We start from the raw sequence: 12,208 nt of genomic DNA on the forward strand, positions 1-12,208 counted from the left end.
TATCCAAATAATATTGATAAATAAGTAGAAAATATAATAAAAAAATTAAATTTTCATAAAAACTACTTGATTTTTATGTGAATACAAAATATAATTGTATAAAATAAAGCGAAACATAACCAAACAAATTAAAATATTCCAAATAACTAATATATGTATTAAAATAAATCATTTCTATTAAAATATGAAGTAATTAGAATATAAAATATTTTAAAAAGATATATAAATTAACAATAAATAGTATTACAAAATAAAACGTAGTCAACATTAGATTACATGTTCTTACAATTACAAGTATTTTATTTAATTCAAATGATTGCATAGATGTATTAAATGTTGAAAGGATGGTATACATGATTACAAAAGATATGACTATAGGAAAAATTCTTAAACATTATCCTGAAAAAACTGAAATTTTAATGGAGTTTGGACTATATTGTAATGATTGTCTTTCTGCGAAGTTTGAAAGCGTAGAGAAGGCATCAGAGGTTCACGGATTTGATCTTGATGAATTGCTTTATCAACTAAATTTATCTGATTAGGAGTGATGTGGAATGTTAAAAAAATATGAGGTTATTTTAACTATGGTATTTATGGGTATTTTTGCAGGTATATATTTATATGTACATGGATCAATTTCTAGAGATGCTAGTATAACTATTTTTGGAATAGGGATATTGAGCCTATCCTCTTTTATAACTAGTGATAATGATTTAGAAAAGTCTTTATGTGTTTTGCAAGATATTGAAATGCAATAGATACTTTTTCAATGGGGATTTATTTGATTAATAATAAAACTTGCCCTTGCGGGGGTGAAGTGTTTTTTGTTTTTATAGCTTTTACTTTAGGTCAGTTGATGTTAGTAGATTTTCATAGGTTAAGTCTATTTAGCTAAATGTAAGAGCATGAAATAGTAGCTTTATATAACAATAGAACAAAAGTATGGGTGGCACCACGGTCACTTCGTCCCATTTTAGGATGAAATGGCCTTTTTTGCTTGTTTATTATTAAATAAAATTACTTATCTAGAAAGTGATTCTTATGTTAAACACATAAGATATAGACGATTAATATTATAAAATATAGGTCTAATTTAAAAAAATTAAAAGACTAAAAAATAACGAATAGTAATTCCATGGAGGTAAAAGAGAATGGATAAGAAATTAGAGTTAAAGGACTTTGTTCTCATCGGAAGGACTTTTGAAGAGTATTACAAAATGTTTGATTTGAAAAGTATAGATAAAAATGAAAAGATATTAGATGTAGCCTCAGGAGTAAGTTCTTTTTGTTCAGAAGCAAATGCAAAAGGATATAATGTTACTGCTGCAGATAGAGTTTATACATTTAGTCCTGAGGAAATAGAAAAAAAGTGTGCTAAAGATTTAAATGAAACTATGGATAAGATTCCAGCAATAAAGGAATTATACAAATGGGATTTTTTCAAAAATGTTGATCAATTAAAAAAACATCGTGAAAAAGCATATAAAGGATTTATAAAAGACTTTCAATTGCACAGAGGGGGAAGGTATATAAGTTCAGAATTTCCTAATAATGAGTTTAAAGAAAATCATTTTGAGGTATCACTTATATCGCACTTTTTGTTTTTGTATGATGAACATTTGAGTTATGAATTACACAAACAAATCATTAATGAAATTATAAGAATAACAAGTAAGGAAATAAGAATATTTCCAATTTTTAATTTAAAGGGTAAAAGGTCTCCGTTTGTTGAAAAATTCATGGAGGATAAAGCTTTTAATAATTATCAAATTAATATAGTAAAGGTGAATTATGAATTTATAAAGGGTGGAAATGAAATGTTAGTAGTTAAGGTTAGATGATTTTGAGTTTCTATTACTCTATTTGTTATGAAAAATCAGCTGAATATTTTAGAAAATTGTTGTAAGATATATAGTAAGTATATATTGAATATATGGTGACGTGTTGCTGTACCTCTAAATTTTCAATAATAAAAGAGTGTTACAGCAGTTAGCCATAATATAAAGACTATGAAAGTACATATTAAGGATGTGATATTTAATGAGTAAACTATTTTTTATTTCAGATATACATGGTTCACTATATTATCTAAAAAAGATTTTAGAAATATACGAAAGTGAAAAAGCTGACTATATAATTATTCTAGGGGATGAACTATACCATGGTCCAAGAAATCCGCTGCCAAAGGAGTACAATCCTAAAGAGGTGGCTCAGCTTTTGAATACATATAAAGATAAGATTATAGCAGTACGTGGAAATTGTGATAGTGAAGTAGATGAAATGGTACTGGATTATCCTATGATGGCTACATATTCTATTGTGCTATATAATGGAAGAAGATTATTTTTAACTCATGGCCATGTATATGATAAGAACAAATTACCTAATTTAAGTAGTGGAGATGCTATAATCTATGGTCATACCCATGTGCCTTTAGCAGAAAAGCAAAATGATATTTTTGTAATTAATCTAGGATCAATCAGTATGCCAAAAGAAGATAATCCTAATTCTTATGGGATTCTGGAAAATGATATTTTTTTAATTAAGGATTTAGAAGAAAACATTATAAAAAAAATAAGTTTTAATTAATAAGGCATATGAAAATAGACTAGCATACTGACTAGTTATTTATTTGAATGTGCCTAAGTGCCTAAGATTATATGACGATTAAATACTGTGAAATTTCAGAATTTAAAAACTAGAATTAACAGTTGAAGATATCTATATAAAGATTTCTAATATTCAGAAGTTATAAAAACTCTATTTATAGGAAAAACGCTAAAAATAATGTATTATAATAATGAATACTAATTTTAAAGATAATAAAGTGGAGTAATATCCACACAAGAAAATAATGAGGTGAACTAATTAATGAGTAATATTTCAACAGATAGAAAAACAGTACATACAAAATTAAGAGGAAGAGAATTACTAAATAACCCCATTTTAAATAAGGGAACAGCTTTTTCAAAAGAAGAGAGAGAAGAATTAGGTTTAATAGGTCTATTGCCATCTCAAATTGAAGATATAGGAAAACAAGAAGTTAGATGTTATAAACAGTTTCTATCTAAACCAGATAATTTTTCAAAGCATTTATATTTAATGGATTTATATGATATAAATAGAACACTTTTTTATAAGGTAGTAACTTCACATATAAAGGAAATGCTACCTATAATATATACCCCTACTATAGGTACAGGAGTAAAAAAATATAGCGAAGAATTTAAAGCTCCACTAGATAGTCTATATCTATCTATAGATGATAAAGAAAATATGGATAAAGCTTTTGATAATCTTAATCTTAAAGAAGATGACATAGAGGTAATGGTTATTACGGATTCACAGGGGATTCTTGGTATTGGTGATTGGGGAGTTAATGGAGTAGATATATCTGTAGGAAAGCTGGCAGTTTATACTGCAGCTGCAGGCGTGGATCCATCTAAAGTATTGCCTGTAGTTTTAGATGTTGGAACTGACAATAGGGAACTTCTAGACAGTGAATTATATCTTGGAAATCGCCATGAGAGAATACAAGACAAGGAATACTATGATTTTATAGATAAATTTGTAAAGAGTGCCTTAAAAAAGTTTCCTAAAGTTTTAGTGCACTGGGAGGATTTTGGAAGAGAAAATGCTCATAAGGTATTAGAAAAATATAAGGATAAAATTCTTACATTTAATGATGATATTCAAGGTACAGGAGCAATGATAGTTTCAGCAGTTATGTCCATGAGTAAAGCTTCAAATACTCCACTAAAGGAGCAGAAAATAGTTATCTTTGGTGCTGGAACTGCAGGAATAGGAATTGCAAACCAGATTTCTTCTGCTATGGAGAGAGAAGGATTGTCAAAGGAAGAGGCTAAAAATAGATTCTGGTGCATTGATAGATATGGTCTTCTTATTGAAGATATGGAAACTTTAACAGATTTTCAAAAACCATATGCTAGAAAACGTAGTGAATTTGCTGATTTCAAAGATAAGAATGTTGAATTGCTTGATGTAGTTAAAATAGTAAAACCTACTATGCTTATAGGGTGTTCAGGAGTTACAGGTGCTTTCAAAGAGGAAGTAATAAGAGAAATGGCTAAGGGTGTAAAAAATCCTGCAATAATGCCTATATCAAATCCAACAAGTCTTTCCGAAGCAGTGCCAAAGGATTTGATAGAATGGACAGATGGAAAGGGACTTGTAGTTACAGGCAGTCCTTTTGAACCAGTAGAATATAAGGGAACAATATATAAAATAGGTCAGGCAAATAATGCATTATTATTCCCTGGACTTGGATTTGGTGCAATGATAGCAAAACCACGTTATGTAAGTGAAAAAATGCTGGAGGCATCATCAAAAGCTGTAGCAGAATTTGTAGACTTAAGTGAAAAGGGTGCACCTCTTTTACCAGAAGTAGAAAAGCTTCATCAGGTTTCACAGGCTGTGGCTACTAAAGTCATAGAGGCAGCTTTGGAGGAAAAGATTAATACCGTAGAAATTAAAGATGTAAGGAAAACAGTTGAAAAGGCAACCTGGCATCCAGAGTACTATAATATAATTCCATTGGATTAGTGATATTAAAAGAAAAGGGTGAAATAACCCTTTTCTTAATAGTAGTTTATGAACTAAACAAATGATTTAATATGATAATCTTCAGGAAGATGATTTGTATCATTTAATGTAACTATCAAAGGTTTTAAATCATCATTAAAAGATAATTTACATATAGAAGTATTACCAAGAGACATCTTATGATACATGGTCATATCCCAATTAAAAATTCCAATTAAAGCTGCTTTTATAATGCCGCCGTGAGCAACTACTAATACCTTTTTATTGTTGTTTTCTTTAGCAATTTTTAGAACTGCATCTTTAGCTCTAATGCTTGCAAGTCTTAAAGTATGATCACCACCACAAAGTGGAGCGTTCATTGCATCTGTTGTCCAGGTTCTAAACTTTTCTGGATAGTTAGCCTTTATTTCTTTTAGAGTTAGACCTTCCCATTCTCCAAAGTCTATTTCACGTAATTGATTAATAATCACTGGTTTTAAATTTGTATCATCACATAGTATTTGTGCAGTTTTAAATGCTCTTTTTAATGGACTACAATAGATAGAGTCAAAATTATCTTGTGTTTTTTTCTTTAGAAATGTAGCCTGTAATATTCCAGCATTTGATAATTCTATATCCTTGCTTCCCTGAAATTTACCGAGGGCATTCCATTCAGTTTCTCCATGTCTTATTAGTAGTATTGAAGTGCTCATCCATAACCTCCGTAATTAAAATGTAGTATTAGGCATATTCAAATAAATAACTAGTCAGTATACTAGTCTATTATGAATTATACTACGTTAACAGAACCTTCTGATAGCACCACTATCATCAGAACCTGTTTCCTCGTATAATTCAAAATATACGTCGCATCTTTGACTTGTTATTTATTTTCACATGCCTTAAGTTTTTTATTTGATTATAATAAGTGTAAATCATATAATGAAATTGTCAACTTTAACAATTCAATAGTTAAATTTATTGGCATGTATTTTAGAGATTAACTAAAAATATTATTAAAATACATACAATAACAAATTTTTTACTTGCAAAATTCATATAATATGCTTAAGCTATTTATATTATAGTTTTTTATATTAGGCATGTTCAAATAAATAACTAGTCAGTACTAGTCTATTATGAATTATACTACGTTAACAGAACCCTCTGATAGCACCACTATCATCAGAACCTGTTTCCTTGTATGATTCAAAATATACGTCGTATCTTTAACTTATTATTTATTTTCATATGACTTACTAACAAGTTAGGGGGCTTTATCGTATATGAGTTATCAGATTAAGGATTTACTTAAGAAGAAAATCCTAATACTTGATGGAGCTATGGGTACTTGTATCCAAGGCTTTAAATTAGAAGAAAAAGATTACAGAGGAAATCTTAAATGTGATATAAACCAGAAGGGAAATAATGATATATTAAATCTCACCAATCCTGAGGTTATTAGAGATATACATAAACAATATTTTCAGGCTGGTGCGGATATAGTTGAAACCAATACATTTAATGGAAGCCGTATATCTCAAAAAGATTATGGTATGGAAGATAAAATATATGATATAAATTTTATTGGCGCTAAAATTGCTAGAGAAGTAGCGGATGAATTTACTAAAGACAATCCAGATAAGCCGCGTTTTGTTGCGGGTTCTGTAGGACCTACTAATAGAACGGCATCCTTATCACCAGATGTAGAAAATCCAGGTTTTAGAAATGTAAGTTTTGATGAATTAGTAGAAGCCTATGGTGAGCAAATAGGGGCTTTAATAGATGGTGGAGTAGATTTTATAATTATAGAAACTATATTTGATGCATTAAATGCAAGAGCTGCCATATTTGCTGCAAAGAATAAGTTTGAGGAAAAAGGTGTAAGACTTCCTATTATGATATCTGGAACCATTGCAGATAAAAGTGGTAGAATTTTATCTGGCCAGACCCTTGAAGCTTTTGCAGAAACTATGAAAGATGAAGATGTGCTTATCATAGGGCTTAATTGTTCTTTTGGAGCTAAAGATCTTATCCCTTTTGTTAAGTATCTTTCAAAGACTCAAGATAAGTACATAAGCTTTTATCCTAATGCAGGACTTCCTAATTCACTAGGAGAATATGATGAGCATCCACAGGAAACAGCAGGATTTGTAAAAGAACTTGCCAGTGGAGGACACCTTAATATTGTAGGAGGATGTTGTGGTACTACACCAGATCATATTAAGGCTATAAGTGAGGCTGTAGCTGATATAAAGCCTAGAGAAATTCCAGAGATTGAAATGGAAACGGTATTCTGCGGCCTAGAAGCTTTAAGAATAAATAAAGATAATAATTTTGTAAATGTAGGTGAAAGAACTAATGTAGCAGGTTCTGCCAAATTTGCTAGACTTATTAGGGAAAAAAAGTATGAAGAAGCACTTACGGTTGCTAAGAATCAGGTTGAAAATGGTGCACAGATTATAGATGTTAATTTTGATGACGCACTTTTAGATGCAAAGGTAGAGATGGATTTATTTTTAAAGCTTCTTGCCAGTGAACCAGAAATATCAAAGGTTCCTATAATGATAGATTCATCAAAATTTGAAGTGTTAGAAACAGGTCTTAAGGCAATACAGGGTAAGGCCGTAGTAAACTCTATAAGTCTTAAAGTTGGTGAAGAGGAGTTTATAAGACAGGCCAGCTTAATCAAGAAATATGGTGCAGGGGCTGTAGTTATGGCCTTTGATGAAAAAGGTCAGGCAGATACCTATGAAAAGAGAATCTCCATATGTAAAAGAGCCTATGATATATTAGTAGATAAAGTAGGATTTTTACCTTGCAATATTATTTTTGATCCAAATATATTAGCCATAGCAACGGGAATAGAAGAACATGACAATTATGCAGTAGACTATATAAATACCGCAAAGTGGATAAAGGAAAATCTACCTTATGCTAAAATTAGCGGTGGGGTAAGTAATTTATCCTTCTCCTTTAGAGGAAATAATGTAATTAGAGAAGCTATGCACTCTGTATTTTTATATCATGCTATTAAAGCTGGTATGGATATGGGAATTGTAAACCCAGGAATGATTCAAATATATGATGAAATTGACAAGGGCTTATTAGAAAAAGTAGAAGCTGTAGTATTAAATAAAAAGCCAGAAGCAGCAGAGGAACTTTTAGAATTTGCTGAGAGTTATAAAGCTGAGGGTGGAAAAGAAAATGAAAATAAGCATTCATGGAGAGATAATGACTGCAGAGAACGATTAACCCATGCTTTAATAAAGGGCATAGTTGAATATATAGAACAGGACGTAGAAGAATGTAGAGTTCAGTGTGACAGAGCTTTAGAGGTAATAGAAGGACCATTAATGGATGGAATGAAGGTAGTTGGAAAATTATTTGGTGAGGGAAAGATGTTCCTTCCACAGGTAGTTAAAAGTGCCAGAGTTATGAAAAAAGCAGTAAGCTTTTTATTACCATACATTGAAAAAGAAAAGAAAGAAGGAGACAGTACTAGTGCTGGAAAAGTGGTTTTTGCCACAGTTAAAGGTGATGTACATGACATAGGTAAAAACATAGTATCCGTAGTTCTTTCCTGTAATAATTTTGAAGTTATTGATCTTGGCGTAATGGTACCTGCAGAGGTTATTTTAGAAACTGCTAAGAAGGAAAAAGCGGATATAATAGCATTAAGTGGACTTATAACTCCTTCTCTTGAGGAAATGGGAAATGTAGCAGAAGAAATGGAGAAAGAGGGCTTTAATATACCTTTAATGGTAGGTGGAGCAACTACATCTAAAACTCATACAGCATTAAAAATTGAACCAAAATATTCAAAGGGTGTAGTGCACACTACCGATGCTTCTAAGGCAGTGGAAGCAGCAAAGAAATTAGTTGATCCAGATAAAAAAGATGAGTACTTAAAAGAAATAAAAGAAGAGTATAAGAAAATAAGAGAAAACTACTCTACTATAGAAAGAAAGTTTGTATCCATAGAAGAAGCCAGAGAAAAATCACTAAAACTTAATTGGAAAAATACTTCTATTGATAAACCAAAATTCGTTGGAATTAAAAAGATAATGAACTTTCCAATTAAAGAACTTAGAAAGTATATAGATTGGACTTTCTTCTTTATTGCTTGGGATATGGGGATGGTTTATCCTAAAATCATGAGTGATCCTAAATATGGAGAGGAAGCAAAAAAGCTTTATAAGGATGCAAATACCATGTTAGATATTTTAGAAGATAAAAATATACTTACTGCCAATGCTGTTTTTGGAATATTACCTGCAAATTCAGTAGGGGATAATATTGAAATGTATTATGAAGATAAAGTTGAAACCTTTAATATGCTTAGACAGCAGGAGGTTTCTAGAGATAATGTATATAGAAGTCTTTCTGATTATGTAGCTCCTAAGGATAGTGGAATAAAGGATTATATAGGTGGATTTATTGTAACAGCTGGTATTGGGGCGGCAGAATATGCAAATGAGTTAAAGAAAAATGGCGATGAATATGAAGCAGCAATGGTTAAAATTCTAGCAGATAGATTAGCTGAAGCCTTTTCAGAATATCTACATCTGGAAGTAAGAAAGAACTACTGGCGTTATTCACCAAATGAAAATATAGAAATGTCAGATATACTTAAGGGTAAATATAGAGGAATAAGACCTGCTTTTGGATATCCATCGTTAAGAGATCATGGAGAGAAGACAAAGCTTTTTGATATTTTAGATCCAGAAGGAGAAATAGGAATAAGTTTAACTGATAGTTACATGATGAATCCTGTATCCAGTACTTGCGGGCTCTATTTTGGAAGCAAGGATGTTAAGTATTTTGACATAAATAAGATAGGCAAAGATCAAGTTGATGATTATGCAAAGCGCAATAATAAAGATTACAAAGAAATAGAGAGAGTATTAAATACAATATTGATTTATAAATAGTGCTCAAAAGCAGGCGTGCTATGTGAATTTAGGATATCTATAATTCACATAGCACGCCTATGAGCATTATTTCAAAGGAAGATAAAAATTCCTAAGACCTTTTAAACTCACTGCGTTCAGACAATAAAGGTCTCTTAACGAAATTTCCATCAAACTAAATTAAGCTTTTATATAGAAAAAAAGAAGGGGAATTCCCCTTCTTAACTATTTTACAGACTTTAAATATGTAATATCTACGCAATTTAAACCTGTTACAACTTCTAATTTTTTTAAGTTACTTTTTATTTCTGTTAAGTCCTGTTCAATTTCTAAATGACGGTTGGCATTTTTGGGTTCTAAGTCGGACACTATAGTCTTCAATTCTTTTATGTCTGATTTAACTTCATTCATGTCAGTTTGCAAATTATTTTGGTTTTCCTCAAGTCTTTGTTGACCTGATTTTAATTCGGATATATCCTCTTTAATACTGCTGATTTCAGTAACTAATGTCTGTAACAACTGCTCATATTTATCCAATTTATGAATCACCTCCGCTATTCTATTATATATTACTAACTCCTATTTTCAAACTATTATTTTTAATATTTTATTGGAAATTTATAGAAGACAATCTAATTAAAGAAATACTGTAAGTAACCAAGAATTTGTCCTTATCATATATTAACTTATGGAGGAGTAATATGAAGGACGGAGGACGGTTATGGGATTATGGTTAATAGTAATTTTACTTATAGCAGTGGTTAGTAATACGGATAGTTTAGGTGTTGGTATTTCTTATGGAACAAGAAATATACTTATACCCTTTGTATCAAATATACTTATAGCGTTGATTGGAGGTCTTGGAACACTGATATCAATGTATATAGGAAAGGGAATATCAAATGTTCTGAATCCTAAAATTGCTGGATATATAGGTTCAGCGATTATAATAATAGTTGGAATTTGGATTTGTGTAGGGGAAATAAAAAGGACAACGAATAAGTCGTCAGGAAGTGAAAACAAAGGATCATCTGGAAGAGGTCTTAGTAGTTATTCATTTTTAGGTAGAATTCCAAGAGTACTAGAAAATCCATTTTTAGCTGACTGGGATTTCTCAGGTTATATTAGTATTAAGGAAAGTTTGGTTTTAGGATTTGCTTTAGCAGTAAACAATATGGCAAATGGCATTGGGGCTGGAATGGCAGGAATAAATCCAATAATAACTTCTATATTTGCATTCCTTGTAAGTTTATTTGCAATATGGATAGGTATTAAGCTTGGGCATGAATATGTACATCGTTGGCTTGGAAAGCTGGCAACACCTATAGCTGGTCTCATACTTATAGTTATTGGGATATATGAGATATTCTTTTAGGATGATTTATACTTAAGAATATAAATATAATAAATCTGGACTTAATTGAAGCTTTTTATTTAAACTAAGTTCAGATTTATTATATGTTATGTGTTCTTTATTAAATAAATATATGGACAGATTAACAGAAAATGAATTTTAAATATTATAAAAAATATGTTAACATATAAAACATATTGATAAAATTCTAAAAGAATATTATTTATTAGTATATAACATACTTATATCAGTAGGGAAGTGTTATTAATGAAAAATATTTTATTGGCAGAAGATGATATGAAACAATGTGAAAATTTAAGGAAAATGTTACACATGATAGATAATAAATTTAATATATATGAAGCTGAAGATAAAAATAAATCATTAGAAATTTCAAAAGATGTACATATAGACTTATTTTTTATAGACATTTCTTTAAAAAATTCTTCAGGATTAGATCTTGCTCTTGAACTTAGAAAAATGCCTAAATATGAGTTTACATGGGTAGTCTTTTTAACTACTCATGTAGAGTATTTAACCAAAGCTTTCAAACAGGTACATTGTTATGATTATATTGTTAAGCCATATAATAAAGATCAAATTATAAATATGGTTAAAAAATTTAGTTTGCATTCTCAAAATAGTAATAATTCTGTTAAAGAAGATGAAAGAAAATTTATATTTCTTGACTTAAAAAGTGGAGTTAATATGAAATTTTATATTGATGAAATAATTTTTATTGAAAGTATTATGAGGACATGCATAGTGCACACTATAAGAGATAGCTATACCTTAAGGAAAATATCTTTAAAGAAGATTTTGCAACTTATAAACTGTAATTATATAATGCAAAGTCATAAATCTTTTTTAGTAAATATTAAATATATAAGCAGCATTAATAAAGTAGATTCTAGGTCAAGTGAGATTTGTTTTGAAGATTGTGATAAGATAGCCCTTTTAGGGTACAGATTTAGAAATGATGTTTTGGAAAAATTAGAAAAAGGATGAATTTATTCAAACTAAGGAGGAGAAGAATGATTGAATTTATCAAAAGCTTTAGTAACATACTTATTGAAGTACTTATTATCATGTTTTTATGGTCTAAGTTTTTCTTTAGAGAAAAAAGTAGTTTAGTAAAAAATTTAATTATAATTTTTATAAATTCAATAATAATAACATGTATTGACTTGATGGACATTAATACTGCTGTAGGATTTTTGATTACAATACTTTCAGTTAAATTTATATATGGCAAGAAGTTAATTAATACAATTTTTGAATTTGCAATGTTAGTTACTATTATTATGATTATACAACTAATGTGTATATTTTTTGTACAAAATTATATATATAAGTCTCAATATAACAATTTTTATAGTGATTTTATTACTAATATATC

General features: G+C 29.7%; 11 protein-coding genes. 9 read left to right on the forward strand and 2 right to left on the reverse strand.

The window, feature by feature from the left end:
* The first annotated feature begins 344 nt into the window (after positions 1-344).
* The 5 genes from RH99_RS15755 (at position 345) to RH99_RS15775 (ending at position 4,563) form a co-directional block, all read left to right on the forward strand.
* On the forward strand, positions 345-542 hold the full coding sequence (locus tag RH99_RS15755; RefSeq protein WP_373854738.1) for a DUF1858 domain-containing protein: 198 nt from the start codon (positions 345-347) through the stop codon (positions 540-542).
* Between the two features lie 12 nt (positions 543-554).
* Complete coding sequence (locus tag RH99_RS15760; protein ID WP_010240468.1) at positions 555-758, forward strand: hypothetical protein; 204 nt, start codon at positions 555-557, stop codon at positions 756-758.
* A gap of 393 nt (positions 759-1,151) precedes the next feature.
* Complete coding sequence (locus RH99_RS15765) at positions 1,152-1,841, forward strand: hypothetical protein (RefSeq protein WP_010240470.1); 690 nt, start codon at positions 1,152-1,154, stop codon at positions 1,839-1,841.
* 199 nt (positions 1,842-2,040) lie between these two features.
* Entirely contained in the window at positions 2,041-2,589 is a 549-nt protein-coding gene (gene yfcE, locus RH99_RS15770) for a phosphodiesterase (RefSeq protein WP_010240472.1), read from the forward strand.
* A gap of 282 nt (positions 2,590-2,871) precedes the next feature.
* Entirely contained in the window at positions 2,872-4,563 is a 1,692-nt protein-coding gene (locus tag RH99_RS15775; RefSeq protein ID WP_010240474.1) for an NAD-dependent malic enzyme, read from the forward strand.
* Positions 4,564-4,616: 53 nt separating this feature from the next.
* On the opposite strand, the gene RH99_RS15780 is transcribed toward RH99_RS15775, so the two are convergent.
* Positions 4,617-5,255 (reverse strand): histidine phosphatase family protein, encoded by a 639-nt coding sequence (locus RH99_RS15780; RefSeq protein WP_010240476.1) that lies wholly within the window; start codon positions 5,253-5,255, stop codon positions 4,617-4,619.
* A 573-nt stretch (positions 5,256-5,828) separates the two neighbouring features.
* Between RH99_RS15780 and metH the strand changes: the two genes are divergently transcribed.
* On the forward strand, positions 5,829-9,476 hold the full coding sequence (gene metH, locus RH99_RS15785; protein WP_010240479.1) for a methionine synthase: 3,648 nt from the start codon (positions 5,829-5,831) through the stop codon (positions 9,474-9,476).
* 204 nt (positions 9,477-9,680) lie between these two features.
* On the opposite strand, the gene RH99_RS15790 is transcribed toward metH, so the two are convergent.
* The gene (locus RH99_RS15790) at positions 9,681-9,974 is read right to left on the reverse strand and encodes a kinetochore Spc7 family protein (protein WP_206771405.1); all 294 of its coding nucleotides are present in this window, start codon (positions 9,972-9,974) and stop codon (positions 9,681-9,683) included.
* A 202-nt stretch (positions 9,975-10,176) separates the two neighbouring features.
* On the opposite strand from RH99_RS15790, the gene ytaF reads away from it, so the two are divergent.
* From ytaF to RH99_RS15805, 3 genes are all read left to right on the forward strand, one after another.
* On the forward strand, positions 10,177-10,830 hold the full coding sequence (ytaF, locus tag RH99_RS15795; RefSeq protein WP_010240483.1) for a sporulation membrane protein YtaF: 654 nt from the start codon (positions 10,177-10,179) through the stop codon (positions 10,828-10,830).
* Between the two features lie 246 nt (positions 10,831-11,076).
* The gene (locus tag RH99_RS15800; RefSeq protein ID WP_010240485.1) at positions 11,077-11,817 is read left to right on the forward strand and encodes a LytR/AlgR family response regulator transcription factor; all 741 of its coding nucleotides are present in this window, start codon (positions 11,077-11,079) and stop codon (positions 11,815-11,817) included.
* Between the two features lie 26 nt (positions 11,818-11,843).
* Positions 11,844-12,208: hypothetical protein (locus RH99_RS15805; protein WP_010240487.1), on the forward strand; the 365-nt coding region annotated here is incomplete at its 3' end.

The sequence above is a fragment of the Clostridium arbusti SL206 genome (assembly GCF_000246895.1).
Lineage (GTDB): Bacteria > Bacillota > Clostridia > Clostridiales > Clostridiaceae > Clostridium_I > Clostridium_I arbusti.